The 23,064-nt window shown below is 69.1% G+C and carries 20 protein-coding genes; 5 read left to right on the top strand and 15 right to left on the bottom strand.

The genetic code is table 11. From position 1 onward, the window contains the following. Positions 1 to 6 precede the first annotated feature (6 nt). Positions 7 to 681 (top strand): histidine phosphatase family protein, encoded by a 675-nt coding sequence (locus HRL51_RS06560; RefSeq protein WP_172193467.1) that lies wholly within the window; start codon positions 7 to 9, stop codon positions 679 to 681. A gap of 46 nt (positions 682 to 727) precedes the next feature. On the opposite strand, the gene HRL51_RS06555 is transcribed toward HRL51_RS06560, so the two are convergent. From HRL51_RS06555 to lipB, 7 genes are all read right to left on the bottom strand, one after another. After that, positions 728 to 1,531, bottom strand: coding sequence for an amino acid ABC transporter ATP-binding protein (locus HRL51_RS06555; RefSeq protein WP_172120152.1), 804 nt, complete (start codon positions 1,529 to 1,531; stop codon positions 728 to 730). Continuing rightward, on the bottom strand, positions 1,528 to 2,511 hold the full coding sequence (locus HRL51_RS06550) for an amino acid ABC transporter permease (protein ID WP_172120151.1): 984 nt from the start codon (positions 2,509 to 2,511) through the stop codon (positions 1,528 to 1,530). The genes HRL51_RS06555 and HRL51_RS06550 overlap by 4 nt, the downstream gene beginning before the upstream one ends. A 29-nt stretch (positions 2,512 to 2,540) precedes the next feature. Then, positions 2,541 to 3,482 (bottom strand): ABC transporter substrate-binding protein, encoded by a 942-nt coding sequence (locus HRL51_RS06545; protein WP_172120150.1) that lies wholly within the window; start codon positions 3,480 to 3,482, stop codon positions 2,541 to 2,543. Between the two features lie 233 nt (positions 3,483 to 3,715). Then, complete coding sequence (glnA, locus tag HRL51_RS06540) at positions 3,716 to 5,140, bottom strand: type I glutamate--ammonia ligase (RefSeq protein ID WP_172120149.1); 1,425 nt, start codon at positions 5,138 to 5,140, stop codon at positions 3,716 to 3,718. A gap of 178 nt (positions 5,141 to 5,318) precedes the next feature. Continuing rightward, the gene (locus HRL51_RS06535; protein WP_172120148.1) at positions 5,319 to 6,041 is read right to left on the bottom strand and encodes a DUF4191 domain-containing protein; all 723 of its coding nucleotides are present in this window, start codon (positions 6,039 to 6,041) and stop codon (positions 5,319 to 5,321) included. Positions 6,042 to 6,068: 27 nt separating this feature from the next. After that, the gene (gene lipA, locus HRL51_RS06530) at positions 6,069 to 7,094 is read right to left on the bottom strand and encodes a lipoyl synthase (RefSeq protein WP_172120147.1); all 1,026 of its coding nucleotides are present in this window, start codon (positions 7,092 to 7,094) and stop codon (positions 6,069 to 6,071) included. 81 nt (positions 7,095 to 7,175) lie between these two features. Continuing rightward, positions 7,176 to 7,859 (bottom strand): lipoyl(octanoyl) transferase LipB, encoded by a 684-nt coding sequence (gene lipB / locus HRL51_RS06525; RefSeq protein WP_172120146.1) that lies wholly within the window; start codon positions 7,857 to 7,859, stop codon positions 7,176 to 7,178. Positions 7,860 to 8,000: 141 nt separating this feature from the next. Here lipB and HRL51_RS06520 point away from each other — a divergent pair, with 141 nt between their 5' ends. The 3 genes from HRL51_RS06520 to HRL51_RS06510 are packed head-to-tail and all read left to right on the top strand — an operon-like array spanning position 8,001 to position 10,037. Beyond that, positions 8,001 to 9,578, top strand: coding sequence for a serine/threonine-protein kinase (locus HRL51_RS06520; protein WP_172193465.1), 1,578 nt, complete (start codon positions 8,001 to 8,003; stop codon positions 9,576 to 9,578). Positions 9,579 to 9,609: 31 nt separating this feature from the next. After that, positions 9,610 to 9,855 carry a hypothetical protein gene (locus HRL51_RS06515; RefSeq protein WP_172193463.1) on the top strand — a complete coding sequence of 82 codons (246 nt, stop codon included), beginning with the start codon at positions 9,610 to 9,612 and terminating at the stop codon, positions 9,853 to 9,855. Further along, positions 9,855 to 10,037 (top strand): Clp protease N-terminal domain-containing protein, encoded by a 183-nt coding sequence (locus tag HRL51_RS06510; RefSeq protein ID WP_172193461.1) that lies wholly within the window; start codon positions 9,855 to 9,857, stop codon positions 10,035 to 10,037. Before HRL51_RS06515 ends, HRL51_RS06510 begins: the two co-directional genes overlap by 1 nt. A gap of 480 nt (positions 10,038 to 10,517) precedes the next feature. Here HRL51_RS06510 and sucB read toward each other — a convergent pair whose 3' ends face one another. The 3 genes from sucB to HRL51_RS06495 form a co-directional block, all read right to left on the bottom strand. Next, positions 10,518 to 12,221, bottom strand: coding sequence for a 2-oxoglutarate dehydrogenase, E2 component, dihydrolipoamide succinyltransferase (gene sucB, locus HRL51_RS06505; protein WP_194256514.1), 1,704 nt, complete (start codon positions 12,219 to 12,221; stop codon positions 10,518 to 10,520). Positions 12,222 to 12,258: 37 nt separating this feature from the next. Further along, positions 12,259 to 13,632, bottom strand: coding sequence for a dihydrolipoyl dehydrogenase (gene lpdA, locus HRL51_RS06500; protein WP_172192704.1), 1,374 nt, complete (start codon positions 13,630 to 13,632; stop codon positions 12,259 to 12,261). A 171-nt stretch (positions 13,633 to 13,803) separates the two neighbouring features. Beyond that, positions 13,804 to 15,405, bottom strand: coding sequence for a leucyl aminopeptidase (locus HRL51_RS06495; protein ID WP_172192702.1), 1,602 nt, complete (start codon positions 15,403 to 15,405; stop codon positions 13,804 to 13,806). A gap of 57 nt (positions 15,406 to 15,462) precedes the next feature. Here HRL51_RS06495 and HRL51_RS06490 point away from each other — a divergent pair, with 57 nt between their 5' ends. Beyond that, positions 15,463 to 15,972: a hypothetical protein gene (locus HRL51_RS06490; RefSeq protein ID WP_172192700.1), complete on the top strand. Its 510-nt coding sequence runs from the start codon at positions 15,463 to 15,465 to the stop codon at positions 15,970 to 15,972. Between the two features lie 67 nt (positions 15,973 to 16,039). Here HRL51_RS06490 and HRL51_RS06485 read toward each other — a convergent pair whose 3' ends face one another. From HRL51_RS06485 to HRL51_RS06465, 5 genes are all read right to left on the bottom strand, one after another. Continuing rightward, positions 16,040 to 16,696, bottom strand: a complete 657-nt coding sequence (locus tag HRL51_RS06485) for a hypothetical protein (protein WP_172192698.1) — start codon at positions 16,694 to 16,696, stop codon at positions 16,040 to 16,042. Then, complete coding sequence (locus HRL51_RS06480; RefSeq protein WP_172192696.1) at positions 16,693 to 17,172, bottom strand: hypothetical protein; 480 nt, start codon at positions 17,170 to 17,172, stop codon at positions 16,693 to 16,695. The genes HRL51_RS06485 and HRL51_RS06480 overlap by 4 nt, the downstream gene beginning before the upstream one ends. Before the next feature lie 827 nt (positions 17,173 to 17,999). Then, the gene (locus tag HRL51_RS06475; RefSeq protein WP_172192694.1) at positions 18,000 to 18,746 is read right to left on the bottom strand and encodes an ABC transporter ATP-binding protein; all 747 of its coding nucleotides are present in this window, start codon (positions 18,744 to 18,746) and stop codon (positions 18,000 to 18,002) included. 283 nt (positions 18,747 to 19,029) lie between these two features. Next, the gene (locus HRL51_RS06470) at positions 19,030 to 20,940 is read right to left on the bottom strand and encodes a chloride channel protein (protein ID WP_244960119.1); all 1,911 of its coding nucleotides are present in this window, start codon (positions 20,938 to 20,940) and stop codon (positions 19,030 to 19,032) included. A gap of 5 nt (positions 20,941 to 20,945) precedes the next feature. Then, positions 20,946 to 22,964, bottom strand: coding sequence for an alpha/beta hydrolase family protein (locus HRL51_RS06465; RefSeq protein ID WP_172120134.1), 2,019 nt, complete (start codon positions 22,962 to 22,964; stop codon positions 20,946 to 20,948). Between the last annotated feature and the right edge of the window lie 100 nt (positions 22,965 to 23,064).

The raw sequence follows: 23,064 nt of genomic DNA, 5'->3' as shown, positions 1-23,064 counted from the left end.
GGGGCTGTGAAGCTCATTCTTGTTCGTCATGGCCGCACCATCGCCAACGTCATGGGCGCCCTGGACACCGCCTTTCCCGGCAACCCGCTGGACGAGGTGGGGCTCGCGCAGGCCGCGAGCCTTCCTGACCGGTTGCGTGAGGCTGGGTACCTGGAGGACATCGAATCGGTATGGGTCTCACCGATCCTGCGCGCCCGCCAGACCATCGCCCCTGTTGAGCAGGCCACGGGCCTGAGCGCGAGCATCTGCTCCGGGCTGCGCGAGGTCCTGGCCGGGGACCTGGAGATGAGCACCGACGCGGCGTCGATCGCCTGCTACACCGACACCACCCGCGCGTGGATGATCGGACGCCTGCACGCCCGTCTGCCTGGCTCGCCCGAGGACGGCGCGGACACGCTGAGGCGGTTCAGCGCCGTCGTCGACCAGATCTCACGGGCCAGCGGCGCCGGATCCACGGCGCTGCTCGTCGCCCACGGCACGGTGCTGCGAGTGTGGACAGCGCTGGCGGCTGCGTCGCGTGCGGGCGCTGACCCCGCCTGGATCGCCGACCACCCCATGTCCAACACCTTGTTCTCCGTGGTCACCGGTGACCACGAGCGCGGATGGTGCCTGGAGGACTGGGCGCAGGGCGCCTGGACACGCGGAGGCGGGAGGTCCGGAGCCGTCGAGGCAGGAGCCTAGGGAGCGAGGGTGCGGGAGGTCATGCCTGCCCGCACCCACGACCCAGTCACAGCACCGAGGACAGGAAGGCCCGCGTCCGGGCCTGGCGGGGGTGGTCCAGCACGTCTGAGGGCCGGCCCGCCTCACAGATCACTCCCTCGTCCATGAAGATGAGCTGGTCCCCGACCTCGCGGGCGAAGCCCATCTCGTGGGTGACCACGACCATCGTCATGCCGTCAGCAGCCAGGTCCTTCATCACCTGGAGCACCTCACCGACCAGCTCCGGGTCCAGCGCCGAGGTGGGCTCGTCAAAGAGCATGAGCTCGGGGTCCATCGCCAGGGCTCGCGCGATAGCGACACGCTGCTGCTGACCGCCGGAGAGCTGTGACGGGTAGTGGTCGAGCCGGTCACCGAGCCCGACGCGCTCCAGCAGGCTCGCGGCCAGCTCACGGGCCTGCGTCCGAGGCACGCCCTTGACCTGGACAGGCGCCTCCATGACGTTGCCCAGGGCGGTCATGTGGGGGAAGAGGTTGAAGCGCTGGAAGACCATCCCGATCTTGGCTCGCTGCGCAGCGCGGGCCCTGCTGCTCAGCGCGTGCAGGCGCACGCTGCCGTCAGGACGTGTCTCCTCACGCATGCCGATCAGCTCGCCGTCGACCCACACCCGCCCGGCGTCGATGGTCTCCAGCTCGTTGACGCACCGCAGCAGCGTCGACTTGCCCGATCCGGAGGGGCCGATGAGGACGGTGACGGAACCGGGCGCGACAGTGAGGTCGATGCCCTTGAGCACGTGCAGCTCGCCGAAGAGCTTGTGCAGCCCGCGAACGCGAACTTTGTCCGTAGAGGTCTGGGCAGAGGTCGTTGAGGTCATGGCGTGTACTCGATCATTGGGTCGGAGGTCGTGGTACCGGCGTCCAGAATGGCCTGCTGGCGCCTGGACATACCGCGGCGTGCACGAGGGGAGGACGTGGCGACGGTGTCGAAGCCCCGGCCGAAGTAGCGCTCGAGGTAGTGCTGACCGACCATGAGGACGGAGGTGATGATGAGGTACCACAGCGCGGCCACGATGAGCAGGGGGATGGGCTGGAACAGCCGGTTACCGACGTTGTTGGCGACGAAGGTCAGCTCCTTGGTAAAGGGGACCGCGAGCACCAGCGAGGTGGTCTTGAGCATGGAGATCGTCTCGTTGCCGGTGGGCGGGACGATGACTCTCATGGCCTGGGGCAGGATGATGCGGCGCAGGATCTTGCCCTTGGACATGCCTAGCGCGGAGGCGGCCTCACGCTGCCCGGCATCCACTGAGCTGAGCCCCGAGCGCATGATCTCGGACAGGTAGGCGCCCTCGTTCAGTCCCAGTCCCAGGATCGCGGCCACCGCCCCGGAGAAGAGCTCCTTGGTGGAGAAGACGAAGAGCTCCGGGCCGAAGGGGATACCCAGGCTGAGCTTGTTGTACAGCGCCGGCAGCAGCCCCCAGAAGACCAGCTGGGTGTAGATCGGGGTGCCGCGGAAGAAGAAGACGTAGGCGTAGGCCACAGAGCGCAGCACCGGGTTCTCGCTCTGGCGTGCCACGGCCGTGGCAGCGGCCAGCACGATGCCGATGAGCATCGCCGCCACCGTGAGCAGCAGCGTCCAGCCCACGGCACGCACGACGTCGTCGTAGCGGAAGTAGAACCACACCAGGTCCCAGCGGTACTTCTCGTTGGTGACGAGCCCGTGCACCAGCATCGCCACGAGCAGCGCGACGACGGCGGCCGAGACCCAGCGGCCTGGGTGGGGGACGGGCCTGAGCCGGTTGAGAGCGACCCCGGTAGCAGGGGCGCCGGAGCCCGGGCGCGCGGTGGAGGTGGTCATGTCACGGTCCTCAGCAGTGCGTCCGGCTCTCAGACAGCCGGGTTGATCTCAGCGGTGGTCAGGGCCTGCGAGGTGTCCACGCCCCAGGTGGAGAGGATGTCGTTCCAGATGCCCTCGTCCATGAGGTACTGGACGGCGGCCTGGATCGCCTTGGCGGTGGCCTCGTCACCCTGGGCGATGACGATGCCCTGCGGAGCGGCGTCGAAGACCTTGCCTGCGGTCTCGACGGCGCCGTCGGTCTGGATCTGGGCGTATCCGGCGACGGTGGAGTCAGAGAAGACCGCGTCCAGGGTGCCACCGGCCAGGGCGGTGGTCGCGTCGGAGTTCAGGGCGTAGGACTTGACGTCGATAGCGTCCTTGCCCGCGTCCGTGCAGGCCTGGTTGAAGCCCTGGATGTCCTCCTCCTGAGCGGTACCGGTCTGGACACCCACCGTCAGGCCGCACAGCCCCAGGGTGTCGGACAGGTCCAGCCCGGTGGGGTTGCCCTTGGCCACGTTGAACTGGGAGCCGATGGAGATGTAGGAGACCATCTCGGTGGAGGCCTCACGCTCAGGAGTGATGGTGAAGGAGGAGATGCCCAGGTCGTACTTCGAACCGATGGCCGGGATGATGGAGTCGAACTCGGCGTGCTGGGCCGTGGCCTCCAGACCGAGCACGGCCGCTAGCGCGCGGCTGAGGTCGATGTCGTAGCCGACGGGCTGGTTGGAGGTGTCCAGGAACTCGGCCGGCGGGTAGTCGGCGGACACGCCGATGGTTAGCTTGCCGTCGGAGGAGATCGAGTCGGGCAGCATCGCGGCGATGTCGTCCTGCTTGGTGATGGCCGAGACGTCGTAGCTGGGGACCTCGGTGCCGGAGCCTGCGGTCGAGCCGGAGGAGGCGTCGTCGGTCTTGAGGTCCGAGGCGGAGGTGCAGGCCGTCAGTGCCAGGCAGGCGGAGGCGGCCAGGGCTGCGAGGGCGGGAAGGTGCTTCATCGGGGTCTCCTGAAGGACGTGGGTGGGCGGGGCGAGCTCCGGGTGTGAGCCCGTCGAGCCGCTATGAGTAGGTCCGCAAGCAACAATAGCCGCTTCGGTGTATAAGTATGCAGTTGAAATCGCATAGATCGGTGTTGTCCTGGACACACGTTCCGAGCCGTCGACGACGAGGGCCTCGATCCTGCTCCGGCAGGATCGAGGCCCTCGCTAGACGCTCGCCTCAGCGCTCAGGCTCACAGGTCGTAGTAGAGCTCGAACTCGTAGGGGTGCGGGCGCTGACGCAGAGGGGTGATCTCGTGCTCGCGCTTGTAGGTGATCCAGGTCTCGATGAGGTCCGGGGTGAAGACGTCGCCCTCCGTGAGGTAGTCGTGGTCCGCCTCCAGGGCGTCCAGGGCCTGGTCCAGGGAGTAGGGCAGCTTCTCGATGTCGAAGTACTCCTCCGGTGCGAGCTCGTACAGGTCCTTGTCGATAGGCTCACGAGGCTCGATCCGGTTCCTGATCCCGTCGACACCGGCCATGAGCACGGCGGCGAAGGCCAGGTAGGGGTTGGCCGAGGGGTCAGGCACGCGGTACTCCACGCGCTTGGCCTTAGGGGAGGAACCGGTGACCGGGATGCGGATGCAGGCCGAGCGGTTACGGGCCGAGTAGACCAGGTTGACCGGGGCCTCGAAGCCTGGGACCAGGCGGCGGAAGGAGTTGACCGAGGGGTTGGTGAAGGCCAGGAGGCTCGGGGCGTGCCTGAGGATCCCGCCGATGTACCAGCGGGCGAGGTCAGAGAGCTGGCCGTAACCGCGCTCGTCGAAGAACAGCGGCTCGCCGTCCTTCCACAGGGAGTGGTGGCAGTGCATGCCCGAGCCGTTGTCGCCGAAGATGGGCTTGGGCATGAAGGTGGCCGTCTTGCCCTGTCGCCAGGCCTCGTTCTTGATGACGTACTTGAACTTCATCATGTCGTCGCCCGCCGCCAGCAGCGAGGCGAAGCGGTAGTTGATCTCCTGCTGGCCGCCGGTGCCGACCTCGTGGTGAGCCCGCTCGATGTCCAGGCCCACCTCCTGGCAGGTCCGCACCATGGCGTCACGGATGTCAGCCATCTGGTCGTTGGGGGAGACCGGGAAGTACCCGCCCTTGAAGGGGGTCTTGTAGCCCTTGTTGCCACCCTCCTCGCTGCGCCCGGAGTTCCAGGCCGCCTCGGCGGAGTCGATGGCGTAGCGGGTGGAGGCCGGGGTGGTCTCGTACTCGATGGAGTCGAAGAGGTAGAACTCGGCCTCGGCGCCGATGTAGCAGGTGTCAGCGATGCCGGTGGAGCGCAGGTAGTTCTCGGCCTTGGCCGCCACCGACCGGGGGTCTCGGGAGAAGGCCTCGTCAGTGAAGGGGTCGACGATGGAGAAGTTGATGACCAGGGTCTTGTGCTCGCGGAAGGGATCGAGGAAGGCAGTGGTCACGTCGGGGACGAGCTTCATGTCCGACTCGTGGATCGCCGTGAAGCCACGGATCGAGGAGCCGTCAAACATGAGGCCGCTGACCAGCGCCTCAGCCTTGAACTCCGCAGCGGGGATGGTGAAGTGCTGCATCATGCCCGGCAGGTCACAGAAGCGGACGTCGATGAGGGCGACCTCCTCCTGCTCGATATACGCCAGTGCCTGGGCGGCGTCCTTGAACATGCTTGCTCCTTGCAGGGGAATCGGTTCAGTGCGTCCCAGGCTGGTGGCCCGGCGTCGACAGGGCAACGTTAGGAGCGCGGAGTGACGCACGCGTGCCGTGAGTGTGTCCTGAGTGTTTCAGCCCCTGAGACTGTCCTGCCCAGGCCCGGTGACGGCCGGTGCCCAACCAGTGCGGCGCTCAGCGGCCACGCATGGCGCGCCGGTCGGGGCGCACGTTGTTCGGGTCGATCCCCTTGGGGATCGGCAGCCCCTTGGAGGACAGGGAGGACAGCCGCTTGGCGACCTGGGAGATCTCGTTGCTAGTCAGCTTGGTGGGCTTGGTCGGCAGGCGCCGCAGCGTCCTGGACAGGTCGATGAGACGGGTCTGGCCCTTGCCCGTGCCGACGTGGATGACGTGCAGCGGCACCGTGGGCAGGATGCGGCTGACCTTCCTGGACTCGTCAGCGACCAGCTTCTGGGTGCGGCCCACCGGGCCCTCGACGACGAGGACGACGCCGGGACGGCCGACCAGCCGCCACACCACGTCCTGGGTCTTGGGGTTGATCCCGGCAGGGTCAGGCTCGACGTACCAGCCACGGCCCACCTGGTCCAGGACGGCCTTGGCGGCACCGGGCATGCCCTCGATCTGGGAGTAGGAGGCGCGTCGCACGGTCCACGACAGCAGCACCATGTCCGCCATGAGAGCCAGGAGCACGGCCATGATGAGCCAGTACCACAGCGGCTGGCTCGCGGCCAGGGCCAGCACCACCGCCAGCGCGATGAGCGCCACCGCGATGCCGGCCAGCGCCCAGCCCACCCAGGGGTAGGTCCGACGCGAGACGGTGTAGGAGTCCTTGATGTTCTGGATGTACTGCCCGAAGCGGCGCTTCTTCTTCGGGGCGGTGCTGGGGGAGGTGCTCACGGTTGCCCACCTTAGCCGAAGTCGGCGCTACTCCTGCGCGCCCAGGCCCTGGGCGACGAGGGACGAGGCCTCCTGCCGGGCGGTCCCGGCCACAGCGAGCTCAGCCATCTCGGCAGGGATCTCGCGTCCCTTGGCCTTCATGGCGCGCGACCACAGCAGGCCTGAGCGGTAGGAGGAGCGCACCATCGGTCCGCTCATGACCGCGGGGACGCCCTTGTCCTGAGCCATCTGTGCCAGCTCGACGAACTCCTGGGGCTTGACCCAGCGGTCGATGGGGTGGTGCAGCTTGGACGGGCGCAGGTACTGGGTGATAGTGAGGATGTCGACGCCGTGGGCCACGAGGTCGTCAACGGCCTCCTCGATCTCGGCGCGGGTCTCGCCCATGCCCAGGATGAGGTTGGACTTGGTCAGCAGTCCTGCCCGGGAGGCCTGCTGGAGCACGGACAAGGAGCGCTCGTAGGAGAAGGCCGGGCGAATGCGCTTGAAGATACGGGGCACGGTCTCCAGGTTGTGGGCGAAGACCTCAGGGGAGGAGGAGAAGACCTCGGCCAGGGCCTCAGGATTGCCGCGGAAGTCCGGTACCAGCAGCTCCACCCCGCAGCCGGGCAGAACCTGGTGGATCTGACGGGCGACCTCGGCGTAGAGCCAGGCACCGCCGTCGGGCAGGTCGTCACGGGCGACGCCGGTGACGGTGGCGTACCGCAGGTTCATCTCAGCCACGGAGGCGGCCACGCGTCGCGGCTCGTCCTCGTCGTAGGCGGTGGGGCGGCCGGTGGCGATGTCACAGAAGTCGCAGCGACGCGTGCACAGCTCCCCGCCGATGAGGAAGGAGGCCTCGCGATCGTTCCAGCACTCGTAGATGTTGGGACAGTTCGCCTCGGCGCACACGGTGTGCAGCTGCTTGTCCCTGACCATGCCACGCACCTCCTGGTACGTGGGGGAGATGACGGCCTTGGTGCGCAGCCACCGGGGCTTGTGCTCGATGGGGGTCTCGGCGTTCCGTGCCTCCACACGCAGCAGCCTGCGGCCCTGCGGCGCGATCGTGTCCGTCACGTCCTCTTCCTCCTTGACGAGTGTCAGGTCTCGGGCGATCCTATGCCCGCCGCGGCGGTGCGTGGGACCGACGGCCCAGATTCAGCCCTCAGCCGTCAACGGTGCCAGGTGCTCCTGGAGCCGTGTGACGACGGCGTCGGCCGGCTCGCTGGTAGCCATCGGGCGTCCGGTCTGAGCAGCCAGGGAGGTGACACCGGCGTCGTCGATCCCGCACGGGAGGATCCGGTCCAGCCCGAAGGCGTCCAGGTCCGGGTCGACATTGAGACCGATGCCGTGCAGCGTCACACCGCGCGCCACCCGCACCCCCAGCGCGCAGATCTTGCGCTCACGTGCTCCGGGCGCACTGCCTGCTGGTGGAGGCACCCACACGCCCGATCGGTCCTCGACCCGCATCGTGGCGACGCCGTAGCCGCTGCACACGTCCATGACAGCGGCCTCGAGCGCGCGTACGTACTTGATGACGTCAATGGGGCTGGCCAGCCGGACGACGGGGTAGACGGTCAGCTGGCCGGGCCCGTGCCAGGTGGTCTTGCCCCCACGGTCGACGTTGATGACGGGCACGTGCCCCGGCTCGACGACGTCGCCCTCAGGACGTTCCCAGGAGTGCGCGCGCCGTCCGACGGTGTAGACGCTCTCGTGCTCGACCACGATGACTGTCGACGTCCTGGTCCCGGCTACGACCTCGTCGTGGACCTGCTGCTGGAGCTCGCGGGCCTCGGGGTAGGGCACGAGGCGGGAGCCGAGGTCGAGGTCTAGTCGCTGCACGCCCGACAGCCTAGGCCTGTTGACGCTCGGCTGTGGACGACGGCGCTGCGGGCCACCTTGTCCACAGGGCCGTCCGGCAGGGTGGCGTACAGGACTGGGGCGCACGAGCATGGGGGCATGCGGCGGAGGACGCGAAGGGAGGTGCAGCGGCGGGCACGGCAGGTGGCGCAGCAAGGGAGACGACGTCGACGTCGTGGTCAGGACACGGCCGGTGGGCAGGTGCTGGCGGGCTCGGACCCGGTGGGACTGGCGCTGCAGACCCAGGGTCTGACCACCGAGCCCTTCGCTCCGGCAGGTAGGGGCGGGAGGAGCGGCCTGCTGCGCGGGGTTGACGAGAAGGGGCACGACCTCGTCATCCGGGTCCTGGACCTGCCTGTAGACCGACGCGGCGAGCGGACGCAGCGGCGCGCCCAGGCACTGCGGGAGCTGGAGGATCCTGGTCTGGTGGGCGTCCGCGAGGTCCTGACGCTTCCTGACGGGCGCATGGCGGTGGTGATGGACCTGGTGGAAGGTGCGGACCTCGAGGTCCTGCTCGCTGCACGTGGCGCTCTCACGCGCGGTGAGACCGCCTCGCTCATGCACGACCTGTCGCAGGCACTGGCCTGTCTCCACGCTGCTGGTATGGCCCATGGTGACCTCTCGCCTGCCAACGTCATGATCACCGCTGAAGGACGAGGAGTCCTGGTCGACCTCATGGGGACGGTGCGTGAGACGGGGACGCCTCCGTGGGCGGCGCCCGAGCGAGAGCTCGGGGGACCGGCTACCCCAGCGGCAGACGTCTACTCCCTGGTGGCCGTTCTGCTCGGCTGCGCTCACGGAGCGCCGGCGCTGTCACGGCGCCTGCGTGGCCTTCTGACAGATGCTCTTGAGGTCGACCCGGCGCGCCGACCGGGCGCGGCTGAGCTCGCTGCGCGCGCTGAGGACCTGGGACGTCTACGACCGATTCAGCTGCCGCAGGACCTGAGTGCGGAGGCGGTGAGGCTACGAGCACAGGCAGCGGTGCCGACACGCCGCCCTGCACGGTGCAGGGAGCACCGACGCCGGCCACGGGCCTTGCGCTCCAGGGACGGGCGGCGCCCACGCGGCTGGTGGAGAAGAACGGTCTGGACGGTCGTGAGCGTGTGCGCTCCGGTCGTGCTGGTGGTGAGTGCAGCCGTGTGCCTCGGCCCGGCGCAGGTCGGTGCTGAGTCTGCTCCGAGCCCGGTGACGGCGCTGGGGACCTCGTCATCCGCAGCGGCCTCTTCGACGCCTCCCACCACGTCGTCACAGGCAGGGCGTGCGGACGGTCAGGTGACTGCTGAGGAGCTGCGAGACGCCGTCGTCGATCTCGTGGCCCGCCGGGACCAGGCCCTGGAGGACCTTGACGCCATCGCTCTTGCCTCCACCACCGTGCCCGGCTCGCCTGCCGCCGAGGCCGACGCCGGGCTCCTGGAGGCCCTGGTCGGGCGCGGCGCCCAGGTCCAGGGGCTGAGCACGGCGGTCACTGAGGTGCAGCAGGTGGACCTGCCGCCCGAGGCCGGTGCCCGGTGGCCCGGGGCGCTGGCCGCGCGACTGACACGCACTCAGCAGGCCTACACCCTGGTCGAGGGGGCAGGGGACCGGCGCGTGCCGGTGCAGCCTACCCAGGAGGTCGTCCTGGTCCTCCTGCCTGGGCCGTGGCGGGTGGCGGAGGTCGTCGCGGTAGCGGACGCCCAGTCATTGAGTAGCAACCTTGGTTGACAACATAAATGTGTCAACCTAAGTTGCTGCCATGGATCCGGTACTCCTTGCCACCCGCGCAGCAGACACGACCTCACCACAGGCAGGTCTACGGGCTGTTGCCGCGCTCAGGCGCCTGACGGACAGTCTGGAACTGGCTCAGGTTGAGGCCGCCCTGACCGCAGGTCTGGGCTGGAGCCAGATTGCCGAGCAGCTGGGTGTCACCCGGCAGGCCGTCCACAAGAAGTACGCCAAGAGGGTCGCTCCAGGGCTCACCTCTCATCGCCGGAGGACGTGATGAGGACCTTCTCCTTCATGCTCAGCTGGGTGACCGCGTCACGGACCGAGGCGCTACTGGCCCGTCACCGCCAGATCGAGGAAATCGACCTGCTGCTCGGCCTCCTGGCCCAGGGAGGCACGGTGGCCCAGCTCCTCGGCCGCCGGGGCGTGAGCCTAGAGACCGCGCGCCGCGGCGCCTAGGAGATAGACGATGCTGATCTGCGCGAGGTTGGCGTCACCCTGCCTGTGGCGTTGCGTCCGCCACGCCTGGCCGCCGACGGTGAGGCCATCCGCACCAAAGCCGAGCTGGAGCTGGGCCCCCAGGCCCAACAGGTATGCACACAACGTCTGGGCAAAGTACGCAACGGCAGGCAGGCCTTGGCTGTCCTCAGCGCCAACCAGCCGCAAGTGCGGCCAGCTGTGGTCTTCTAGGCCGCGCCCTGGCGCCACTGAGTGCCCTCTTCGCAGGCACGGGCGTAGAAGATGAGCTTATTTTGCTGGCCGCACGCCTGGCCGACCGGGCATGACTCCCTGGCTGTATCGCTGACGGTGTGCGCGGCTACCAGGCTGTCAAGACGGCGGCGGGGCGGTACCCACGTGGGTACCGCCCCGCCATCATGAGGCGCGTCCGGCGCCTGCTCAACCGTGCCGTTCACCTACACCGCAGACGCTGACCCGGGCTCACAGCCCGAGCTCACCGGCGAAGTCGCCCTCCTCCAGACGCTTCTTGACCGTCATGAGGTAGCGCGAGGCGTCAGCGCCGTCGACCAGGCGGTGGTCGTAGGAGATCGCCAGGTAGCACACCGAGCGGATGGCGATGACCTCGTCGCCGTCGGCGTCCTTGATCACGCGCGGCTGCCGCTGGATCGCGCCCAGGCCGAGGATGGCGACCTCGGGCTGGTTGATGATCGGGGTGTCGAAGAGCGCACCGCCAGAGCCGGTGTTGGTGATCGTGAAGGTCGAGCCGGACAGCTCATCTGGGTTGACCTGGTTGTCGCGGGTGCGAGCGGCCAGGTCGTTGATGCGCTTGGCCAGGCCCGGGATGTTGAGGTCCCCGGCGTTCTTGACCACCGGCACCAGCAGGCCGCGGGGGGTGTCCACCGCGATGCCGATGTGCTCGACGTCGTGGTAGGTGACCTCCTTGCCGTTGATGGTGGCGTTGAGCTTGGGGTGGGCCTTGAGCGCCTCGGTGGCTGCCTGGACGAAGAAGGGAAGGAAGGTCAGCTTCGTGCCGTTCTTGGCCAGGAAGTCGTTCTTCGCGCGCGCCCGCAGGGCCGCGACGCGGGTGACGTCCACCTCGACGACCGTGGTCAGCTGGGCGGAGGTCTGCAGCGACTCGGTCATGCGGGTGGCGATGACCTGACGCAGGCGGCTCATCTTCTGGGTCGTGCCGCGCAGCTCGGTGTCCACAGCCGGCTTGGCCGCGGGCTTGGCTGCAGGCGCCGACTCAGCCGGTGCCGTGGCGGCGGCCGGCGCGGAGGTCGCCTGGGCGGCCTTGCGGGCCTCCTCAGCAGCAGCGGCAGCAGCCTCGACGTCCTGCTTGCGGATCCGCCCGCCCACACCGGTACCGGTGACGGTGGTCAGGTCCACGCCCTTGTCCCGGGCGAGCTTGCGCACGATCGGGGTCACGTAGGCGGCCGAGGCGACAGCAGCAGCCGACGGCGCAGCGGGCTCGGGCGTCTCAGCCGGGGCGGGCTCGGGCGTCTCAGCCGGGGCGGGCTCGGGCTTGGGCGTCTCAGCCGGGGCGGCGGGGGCCTTTGCGGGCGTGGACCCGGCCTCGGAGGGGTCGCCGATGACGGCGAGCACGGTGCCGACCTCGACGGTCTCGTCCTCGGCGACCTTGATCTCCAGCAGGGTGCCGGAGACAGGCGAGGGGACCTCGGTGTCGACCTTGTCGGTGGCGACCTCCAGCAGGGGCTCGTCGGCCTCGACGGTGTCGCCGACGGCCTTGAGCCAGGAGGAGACGGTTCCCTCGGTCACGGACTCACCCAGAGCCGGCATCGTGACCTCGGTACCCTCGCTGGCGCCTGCGGCCGGGGCGGGCTCGGGCGTCTCAGCCGGAGCGGGCTCGGGGGCCGGAGCGGGCTCGGGCTCGGGCGTCTCAGCCGGGGCGGCGGGGGCCTTTGCGGGCGTGGACCCGGCCTCGGAGGGGTCGCCGATGACGGCGAGCACGGTGCCGACCTCGACGGTCTCGTCCTCGGCGACCTTGATCTCCAGCAGGGTGCCGGAGACAGGCGAGGGGACCTCGGTGTCGACCTTGTCGGTGGCGACCTCCAGCAGGGGCTCGTCGGCCTCGACGGTGTCGCCGACGGCCTTGAGCCAGGAGGAGACGGTTCCCTCGGTCACGGACTCACCCAGAGCGGGCATCTTGACGGATTCAGACATCTGTCTTCCTTTGATCTCTTCGCTGTGTGCCGACGTGTCAGCCGTGGTTGTGCAGGGGCTTGCCGGCGAGGGCCAGCGCGGCCTCGCCGAGAGTCTCGTTCTGGGTGGGGTGGGCGTGGACGAGGGAGGCGACGTCGTCGGCGTCAGCCTCCCAGCTCACCATGAGCTGGCCCTCTCCGACCTGCTCACCCATGCGCGCGCCGATAGCGTGGAAGCCGACGATCGGGCCGTCCTTGAGGGAGACGAGCTTGACGAAGCCCTGGGTCCCGAGGATCTGGCTCTTGGCGTTACCGGCGACGTTGAACTCGGCGGTGGTGATCGCGTCCTCGCCGTGGACCTCCTTGGCCTTGGCCTCGCTCAGGCCGACCGAGGCGATCTCAGGCTCGCAGAAGGTGACCTTGGGAACCAGGACGTCGTCGACGGGGGTCGGGTCCAGGCCCGCGATCTTCTCTGCCACGACGATGCCCTGGGCGAAGCCGCGGTGAGCGAGCTGGACGCCGGGGACGATGTCACCCACCGCCCACACGCCGGGGACGTTGGTGCGTCCGTACTCGTCGGCCAGGACGAAGCCGCGGTCCATGGCCACGCCGACCTCCTCGTAGCCCAGGTTCGCGGTCGCCGGGCCGCGGCCGACGGCGATGAGCATCAGCTCAGCGTCGTAGGACTTGCCGTCCTCGGTGTGGACGGTGACACCGGAGTCCGTGCGGTCCACGGACTTGAACATCGTCTTGGTCTTGAAGGCGATCTTGCGCTTGCGGAAGGCGCGCTCGAGCTGCTTGGAGATCGCCTCGTCCTCGCCTGGGACCAGGCGGGGCAGGCCCTCGATGATAGTGACCTGGGTGCCGAGCGAGGCCCAGGCGGAGGCGAACTCGACGCCGATGACGCCACCGCCCAGGATGACGGCGGAGGAGGGGACGTGGTCGAGCTGGAGGGCCTGCTCGGAGGTGATGACCTTGTCGTCGATGGTCTGCCCGATGGTCTTGGAGAAGGAGCCGGAGGCCAGGACGACGTTCTTGCCCTTGACGGCCTTGCCGTCGACCTCGACGGTGTCGGCCGACACCATCTTGCCCCAGCCGGTGACGAGGTCGATCCCGCGTGAGGAGACCAACCCCTGCAGGCCCTTGTACATCTTGGTGATGACGCCGTCCTTGTAGGCGTTCACGGCGGCCATGTCGATGCCGCGCAGCTCGGCCTGGACGCCGAGGGCCCCGGCCTCGCGGACGGCGTCAGCGGTCTCCGCGGCATGCAGGACGGCCTTGGTGGGTACGCACCCGCGGTGGAGGCAGGTGCCGCCGACCTTGTCAGCCTCGATAAGGGCGACCTTGAGGCCCAGCTGGGCCCCGCGCAGTGCTGCGGCGTAGCCGCCCGAGCCGGCGCCCAGGATGACCATGTCGTAGACGGTGTCTGTCACGAAAACTCTCCTCAGTTCTGTCCTTCGCCCCGAGAGGGACTCGGCACGTGCTCATTGTTTCACTTCGGCGTGACCTGCACTGACCGAACAGACGACTCGGTCAGGACCAGGGTCCTGACCGAGTCATGAGAAGGATCACTCTGCTGTGTGGTGCGGCTTGGGGCCGGTCGCCTAGCGGGCCATCGAGCGCAGCAGCTCGACCAAGGTGGCCACGCCGGCTCCGGTGCCGCCCACGGGGACCCCTCCCCAGGCTGACTTCTCGTTGTAGGCAGGACCGGCCACGTCCAGGTGGGCCCACGGGACCTGACCGACGAACTCGCGCAGGAACAGGCCGGCCACGAGCATGCCGCCCGCGCGGCTGCCGACGGAGGCGTTGCGCAGCCGGGCGAAGGGAGAGTCGAGGTTGGCGCGCAGGTGCTCGGGCAGGGGCATGGCCCAGAAGGCCTCGCCGGCGGCGACAGCGGCCTCGGTGACGGCCTGGCGCAGGGACGGGGTCCCCATGACGCCGCTGACACGGTCACCCAGCGCCACGATCTGGGCGCCGGTCAGGGTCGCGACGTCGAGCACGGCGTCGGGCTCGTCCTCGACGGCACGAGCCAGGGCGTCAGCCATGACCAGCCGGCCCTCGGCGTCGGTGTTCGTGATCTCGACGGTCGTGCCTCCGTACATCGTGACGATGTCGCTGGGGCGCTGGGCGTCGGCGGTGGGCATGTTCTCAGCAAGCGCCAGCCAGGCGTCGACCCGTACGTCCAGCCTCAGCCCAGCGGCTGCCAGCACCGTGGCCAGGACCGTGGCGGCACCGGCCATGTCGGACTTCATCTCCGGCATGGAGGCCGGCGGCTTGAGGGACAGGCCGCCGGAGTCGAAGGTCACGCCCTTGCCGATCAGCGCCACTCGCTGGGAGGGGGAGGCAGGGACCCAGCTCACACGTACCAGACGCGGCGGGTGGACCGATCCCTGGCCCACGCCCACGATCCCGCCGAAGCCGCCTTCAGCCAGGGCCGCCTCGTCCAGGACCTCGACCTCCAGGCCCGCCTCGTCGGCGAGCTCCTGAGCGAGCTGAGCGAAGGCCTGTGGCGTGAGACGGTTGGGCGGCTCGTTGACCAGGTCCCGGGTCAGGCGCAGGGCCCCGCCCAGGACGCTGGCGCGGGCCAGGGCCTGCTCGCCCTCGGACCCGGTCAGGCCGGAGGGGATGACCGCCTCGCCCAGCGGGGCGGTCGCTGCCGGCACGCGTGCGGCCCAGGAGTACCCGCCTGAGGCTGCTCCGCGGGCGACCGCCTCGAGGTCGCTGGCGTCGGCGGCGGGCAGGGCGAGCACCGCGGTGTCTGTGCCAGCGAGCTCACGCACCGCCCGGGCCGCGGCACGGGCCAGGACGCCAGAGCGGGTCGAGCCCAGGGCGACGGCGTCGCTGGCAGCGTCCTCGGCCCGCTCCAGGCCCTGACCGGTCCCCACCACGAGCAGGCTCGGGGCGGCGACCTCGCCCAGGCCCTGGGCAGGCAGGCGCAGGACGGCGTCGAGGCCGGCGGTGTAGCCCAGGTCCGCGAGGGCGCCCTCGAGGGCCTCGACGTCGAGGCCGGAGGTGTCAACCCCGTCGGTCAGGACTCGGGCGCGGGACTCGGCCCCCGGCGCGTCATCCGTGCAGGAGGCTGCGGCAAGGACAAGGGTGCGGACCTCGGTCCTGGAGGCGGGCAGCTCGCTGAGGGACAAGACGGTCTGGCAGGCGCGGCTGGGCGCGCTCGGGATGGTGCTCACCTCAGCGATGATAGTGTCCATGCGCTGCGGCGTCGGTGACGCGGCAGACTGTCTGAGGTTCAGGAGGCCACAGCCACTATGGAGCCACGCGCAACGACGTCGTCAGCCGACGGCGGTCACGGTGAACGCCTGGTCGTACGCACGGTGGAGGACCGCCGACGCCCCGCCCGGGGCTGGAGCCGCCTGCTCGTGCTGGTCCTGGGCGTGCTGGGCCTCGTGGTCCTGGTCCCCTCCGCCGTCGACCTCATCCGGCACCCGGTCGAGAGCCCTGTGGTGGGCTCCCTCAACGTCGTGGCCGGTGCGCTGTACGTGCTGGCAGCGGTGTGCGTGGCGCACAACGGGCGCCGGATGCGGATGGTGGGCTGGATGAGCCTGACGGCCCTGCTCACCGGCGCTCTGCTGCTGGGCCTGCTGACCTGGACCGGGACCGTGGAGGACCTGGAGCCCAGCGTCTGGGCCGAGGGTGGGCGCCGGCTCGTCTTCCTTCCTCTTCTCGTGCCCGCGGTGGCAGCGGTGTGGATGTGGATGAGTGACCCGCGGCGCATCGTCATCGCTGCGGAGCGCATGGAGGAGCTGGCTCGCCGTTGATCAAGGCGTGTGTGTGACACCTACGGTGCTATGACTGCAACGGTCGTCGGGGCCCGAACTGGCGACGTCATGAGTTATGGGTGCCACGGTGCCAAGCACTGCGATGATCGAGTACGAGCCGGAAGCGTGCCAGTCCTCCGCATCGGTATGACTGACTCAGTGGATGCCGCAGGCACAACAACAGTGCACAGATGGCCGTGCCTGCACAGATCAACGCGGCTGGGACGGCGTCCCACTGCGCTTCTGCCCAGTTCCACTGGGCGTAGCGCCCGCCGTGGTAACCGTAGCGAACAGGTGGCCATAGCGCGACGAGCGGGCCAACCCAGGCCTGCTCGTCTCCCACGACCTCACTGGCTATCAGACCGAGAGAGAACCAGACGAGGAACGATCGCGCGTAGACAGCCAGACTGGCCCAGGACTGGGCAGGCAGGCAGACGAAGAGCACGAGTCCGAGCAACAGTGCGCACAGGCGGGTGAGTCGCCGCGCCCGTTGGACGGCCCCCGGGCTCATGAGGTCAATGCCGGAGCAGGGTGAGCGTGCAGCCCCTGCCAGGATGCCAGCTCCCAGGGTAACGAGGACATAGCGGTAGCTCAGTCGTGCTCCACCGGCATTAAGAATCAGAACGACGTCCCGGCTCATCGCATGGACCAGGCCAAGCGCTGCGATGACGAGACTCAGCCGTATCAGGTGCCTGCTGCGGGCGTAGAGCATGACAGTCTTCACGGGACGCACCACTGGCTGATCGCATCCCGTGCCTGTTCCTGGCGTTGCGCCACCCATGTGGAGCGCAGGGCAGGGTCGTCTGAGGCGTGGACGCGCACAACCTCGTCCCAGTCGGTTCCGATGGTGTCACTCATACCCTCAGGACGCTGTGTGCCTGTCAGCTCCAATTCCAGTAAGGCGGAGACCTCACCCATGGCCTTCATCCACCGGCTGACCGCCTCGTCTTGCGGGGTACACCGCTGCTCAGCCGTTCCTACGACCTGGACAGCAAGAGTCTCGGCGATGCTTGCAGCGAGGAACCTTGTGGACCCGTTGACGAGGGTGAAGTCTCCGCCAGGCCGGTCCTGACCATAGAGACCGTACTCCAGCAGTGGTGGTGGGGTACCCAGATGACGGGCGTGGGCCAGTGCCTCCGCCCGCCGTGTGAGCTCTTCCACCTCTGGCAGGTAGGCGGCCTGGTCTGGCCACAGACACACCTGGATCTCCTGCCCAGTACACACGGGTGCCTCAGGCAGGTCGCGAGCACGAACGACTGGGCCGCACATCGTGCACGTACCTAAGGTGACGGCTGCCGCGCAGAAAGCCGCTGCGAGGAGCAGACGTTGCTTCCGGGAGGTCCATCTATGGCCTCGGCGTACGCAGCTGACCAGCATGGGGGCGATGAGAGCGATCGCGCTCACCCCCAGGGCTTCCAGGCACGCGGAAAGAAGCCCTCCCTCTGTCAGACCCTGGTGAGGAGGGCCTGCGAGAAAGAAACGGGTCAGGGCGGACGAGGGACCGTGGGGAAGCCACAGGTGACGTCCGAAGATGACGACAGCCGCGATCGCTGGCGAAAACCATGCTGAGCCTGGTAACGACCCGGCGAGACAACCCACAGCCGCACTGGTCCATGCCATGAGGAGTGCGATAAGGAGATAGGAAGGCCACAGTGTGCCCGGTACTGCATGGCCTGCGGTCCCAGCCATGGCGGTCAACGCTCCGACGAGCGGGACAAGAAGGACCAACAAGCATGAGCTCATCAGTCCTAGGACATGCCGTGAGTGCAACAGTGCAGTCAGCGTGGACGCCTCATCTAGGCTATGGCAACCGGTCCATCGTCGTTGAGCCCAGGCTGCACCTGCCGCTGCCAGCGGTGCGAGGTAGACCCATGGTGTTGTGACAGCCGCGCTTGCCTCGGACCAGGACATACGCCATGTGGAGCGCTCAAGCCACATGAGGGTCGCCTGCAGGAAGACCAGTGCACCGATGACAGCGAGCAGGGGCGTGCGGCGTAGCGCGGTCAGAAAGAGACTGTGGGACGCTGTCATGACGTGCCCACCAGGTTGAGATAGGCGGATTCAAGCCCGGAGGTGTCGGTCTGGCCTGTCAGGTCGTCAAGTGGACCGACAAACCGTGTCGTGCCCTGCTCCAGAACGAGCAGATGGGTGGCGAGGGAAGCGATATCCTCCATGAGATGGGAGGAGATGACGACCGCGGTGGACGTCAGTACCTCAATGAGGTGACGAAAGCGGACTCTCTGGACTGGATCTAGACCGACCGTGGGCTCGTCGAGCAGGAGCAGAGCTGGCTGCTTGACGAGGCAGGTGGCCAAAGCCAACCGCTGGTAGGTTCCGCCCGACATGCGTGAGACACGCAGCTGCCGAGACCCGCTCAGATCGACCGCCTCCAATGCGTCGGCCACTCGCTCGGCGCGCTGGTTCCGTGGGACCTGTGCGGTCCAGGCGGCGTACTCGACCATCTCCTGGGCGGTGAAGTGGGGAATGAGAGTATTGTGCTGGGGCAGGTAGGCGATGCTCCTGCGAGCCTGTCCTGCGATCCGAGGGTTGTCGACCACCGTGCCCTGTATGCCGAGGTGGCCGGCTGAGGGAGGGCGCAGACACGCCATGATGTCCATGAGGGTGGACTTTCCTGCCCCGTTGGGTCCGACGAGCCCGAGAACGTCACCTCGCCGGAGCGACAGCGAGACTGGGCTCAGGACTGTTCGTCGACCATATCGGGCGGACACCTTCTCCAGTGAGATCACCGGTACCTGCCCCAGCACCTCACTCATCCGCGGTATCCGACGTAGGTGTTGGTGGGGGCGCTGTCGGTGTAGGCGGTGGCCGTGGGAGCAACCACTGCTCCTACGGCCAGCAACGAGGTGAGAATGGCTGCCTCAACCATTTGGCGTTGGGTTTTTTTGGATAGCGACATGAAGATCTCTCCTTTGATGAGACAACATGGCTGGTGGTGGTGCCCCCATCTGGAGATGGGGACACCACCATTGTAGTGTGAATGGAGTCACATGTCGAGGGGGGTGTGACAGAGTCACAGGGCTGCTTCTGAGAGTCAGCTCATAGCGGGCGATGTCCCTGATGGAGCCAGTGCTGCACACGGGCGCCGAGCGAGGTACGGCTGGCGGCTGCCTCCTGGGCCGCGTGCTGGTGCCGGTAGAGACGGCGTACCATGTCCTGCTGGGCGATCCATCCCACGAGCTCCCACGCGGGCGCACCGGTGGCGTGAGGCCGGCGCGCCACCGGGACCCCGTCGGCGTGGCTGCGTGAGAGCAGGGCGAGGACCGCCGTGGCCTCCTCGTGCTCCTCGACCTGCTCGTGGGTCAGCCGCAGTTCTCCCAGCGTCCTGGTGCGACTGTGGTCCGGCTCCGCCAGGGCCTCGGCGATCTGGACCGCGCTGACGCAGCCCAGTAGGGAGCCCAGGCTTCCCGCGCCGGGGGCGACGGCGTCGTCGACCACCGGCAGCACCGAGGATCCGGACGCGTGCAGCACGCGTGCGGCGTGGCCGAGCCGGTCGCTGGCCAGCAGGACGGCTGGCGGTGCCGACATCAGGCGCCGGGCCGTGGCCCGGCCGACGAGCGTGGCGGCCAGGGGGTCCTCGACGTCCTCACCACGCCGACGCAGCTCCTCGGTGTAGATGGTCGTGCGCGTGAGGAAGCGGCTGGTGAAGGTAGCCAGCACGCTGGCGAGCATGAGCGGGGTGAGCAAGGAGTACTGCGAGGTCATCTCGATGATGAGCACGACCGCCGTGATGGGCGCGCGGGCCGCCCCTGTGAAGACGGCACCCATGCCGATGACGCCGAAGACGGCGGCTGCCGAGGGGTGGTCCGGGACGAGGGCGAGGCCGAACGCGGCTCCCAGGCACGCGCCGATGAACAGGGAGGGCGCAAAGACACCGCCTGCGAAGCCCACGGCCAGGGTGAGGCTCGTGGCGACGATCTTGAGGGCCATGAGCCCGGTCAGTGCCCAGACGCCGTGCTCGCCGTCCAGGACCGTTCCCAGGACCGCGGAGGACTCGCCGTAGGACTGGGGCCAGGCCATGAGAAGGGAACCGACGGCGAGGCCGCCCGCAGCAGGACGTGCCCAGGACGGAAGGTGCGTGCGCCGCCACAGCCAGGCGGCGGCGTCGGCCATGAGGTACCGGCAGCGGGAGAAGGCGACTCCCACGACCCCGCCCGTCAGACCGAGCAGCGCGACCCAGCCGAGCCGGGCGTCGCCGGCGAGGTCCAGCTCCGGGAGCGACATGGTGACAGCCTCGCCCAGGACCTGGTGGGACAGCACCGTGGCGGACACGCAGGCCAGCACCACGAAGGTGAAGGCGTCGACCGTGAAGTCCAGGAGGATGACCTCCATGGCGAAGAACGCGCCGGCCAGGGGGGCGTTGAAGGCCGCTGCGATCCCGGCGGCCGTGCCGGCGGCCGCCAGCATCCGCACCGACCGCGTGGGCAGGCCCAGGCGCCTGCCTGCCAGCGAGGCTGTGGAGGCGCCCAGCTCGGCGATCGGCCCCTCGGGGCCTACCGAGCCCCCGCCGCCGATCGTCAGGGCCGCAGCGACCACGCTCGCAGTGGCGGGTAGAGGGGCCATCGCGCCGTCGCCCCGGCGTGCCGACCAGATGGCACCGGCCACGCCGTGACCAGTGGTTGTGGCGCCGAGCCAGGTCATGACCGGGCCGACGACGAGGCCTGAGACCACCGGGGCGAGCAGGAGGAACCAGCGTCCCGCCCCGGACAGCAGGCCCTGGCCCACCTGGCCGGGAGCGGTGGAGTCTCCCGCTCCTCCGGCCAGCAGGTGGGCCCAGGCGTCGATGCCCAGCCGGAAGCAGATCGCACCGGCCCCGGCCGCCAGACCGACCAGCAGCGCCAGCGTGTACAGGCCGGAACGGTGGTACCGCAGCACGGCCAGGACGTCGCCAGCCGCACGCTGACGCAGACGGATGCGGCGTCCCTCGCGCGGCTGGCGACGTCCTGGCACGGGGCTCAGCCCTCCTGAGCGGGAGCGAGGTTGTCCACGCGCACGCTGGTGCGGGGCTCCTCGGTGACCGGCAGGTGCCAGACCTGGGTGTAGAAGCTCAGCTCGGCCTCCAGGGCGCGGTGGATGTTGGCAGCCATGCGGAAGCCGTGCCCCTCGCCCTGGAAGACCTCCAGCGCCACCGGCAGGCCCTGGTCAGCCACGGCGCGGTAGAGGGTCGTGGCCTGGTCAGCCGGGACGACCGGGTCCTCGCTGCCCTGCAGGAGCAGCAGCGGGGCGTGGATGTCACTGACGTGCGAGATCGGTGAGCGCTCGGCCAGGACCGGGTCCTCGGTGTCCTTGGCACCGACGAGGGTGTGGATGTAGCGTGACTCGAACTTGTGGGTCGTGCGGGCCATCTGGGCCAGGTCGGTGACTCCGAAGCTGGAGGTGGCCGCAGAGAAGACGTCCGAGCTGATGAGCGCGGACAGGACGGTGAAGCCGCCGGCCGACGACCCGCGCACCGCCATGCGCTCGGGGTCCACCAGCCCCTGCTCCGCCAGGTAACGGGCGCCGCTGACGACGTCGTCGACGTCGACCAGGCCCCAGGCACCGTTGAGCGCCTTGCGGTAGCCCGAGCCGTAGCCGGTCGAGCCTCGGTAGTTGACGTCGAGGTAGGCGAACCCTCGGCTGGTCCAGTACTGCACCCGCAGGTCGTAGCCCGGCCGCGAGGCCGCGGTGGGGCCTCCGTGGACGTTGACGACCAGTGGCGGGAGCTCGTCGTCGGGGCCGGTGTAGACGGCGGAGGCGGGTGGGTAGAAGAAGCCGTGGGCGGTAGCGCCGTCAGAGGTCGGCCAGGAGACCGGGTCCGGGAAGGAGATGCCGATGGACTCAGGGTCCAGCTCGCCGGACCCGCGCAGGACCTCGACACCGCCGCGGCCGACCTCGACGATGGCGGGCAGGGAGTGCTCGTTGCCGGCCAGCATGACGACGCGGCCCGAGGAGGAGGCGACGTTCCCCAGCGGCTGCCAGCCCACGTTCCACTCCTCCAGCTCTCCGTTGGCCAGGCGGATCGTGCCCAGGTGCCACACGGCGTCGCGGGCCCAGGAGGCGATGAGGTGGTCACCGTCCAGGACGTCGAAGTGGTGAGGACCGAGCTGCCAGGTAGGGGAGGTGAAGGTGGCCTCAGCGGGGTGGAGCGGGCGGGTGCGCAGCTGGCTGGTCCAGCCCTCGCGGTTGGTACCCCGACGCGGGAACCCCTCGGTGCGGTAGAGGTTCCAGAAGCCGGAGCCGTTGGCGACGTGGACGAGGTCGCACTCCTCGGTCCAGCGGGGCTCGGACACGGAGTGGCCCTCGCCTCCGTCGATGACCGTCTGGGAGCCGATCGTGCCGTCGGGCTGGAGGTCGCCCACGTGCAGGACGGCCTCGTCCCAGGGCATCGAGGGGTGGTCCCAGGTGATCCAGGCCAGGTGCTCGCCGTCGGGGGAGAGCGTGGGGGAGGTGACGAAGTCCGTCCCGGACACCAGCGTGCGCACGGGGGAGTCGTCGCGGGCGGCCGAGCCGTCCAGGGGAACGGCCACGAGCGTGTTGACCGGCTCGCCCCCGCCTCGGTGGTCCTCGCGGACGGCGTAGACCAGCCCGCGAGCGGTGTCGATCTCCAGGTCGCCGTGGCGCACGTCCCCGTAGATCGTCAGCGGGACCAGGCCACGCAGGCGGTGGTTGACGTCGTAGCGGTACAGGCGCCCGTCACCGGCGTGGGAGACGACGATGATGCCGGAGTCGACGGCGTAGGCGCGACCACCGTACTCGTGCACGCCGGTGCGCGCGTCCACCAGCTCGTCAGAGGGAGTCAGCGGCAGGACCTCACCGACCTGGCCGTCGCCGTCGCGGCGCAGCAGGACCTGGCGGCCGGCCTGGGAGGCGCGCTGCTCGACCCAGTAGGTGTCAGGGCCGTCCACGCGCACCTGGGACAGCGTCACGGTACGCGTCGTGATCGTGCCCGGCGAGATGGGTGAGGGCCAGGTGCCGAAGGGGGCGGTGGTGCTCATAGGGTGCTCCTGTCCGTTGGGCTGGTGCGTCGTGCCTGGGCCGTTGGCGAGGCCGGCGACGCGCGCCGTAGCACACCCTACGTGCTCCGCCGTCCTCTGG

It is taken from the genome of Actinomyces faecalis (assembly GCF_013184985.2).
Lineage (GTDB): Bacteria > Actinomycetota > Actinomycetes > Actinomycetales > Actinomycetaceae > Actinomyces > Actinomyces faecalis.
Note: the sequence above shows the minus strand (reverse complement) of the source record. Positions and strands in the feature narration are given on the sequence as shown.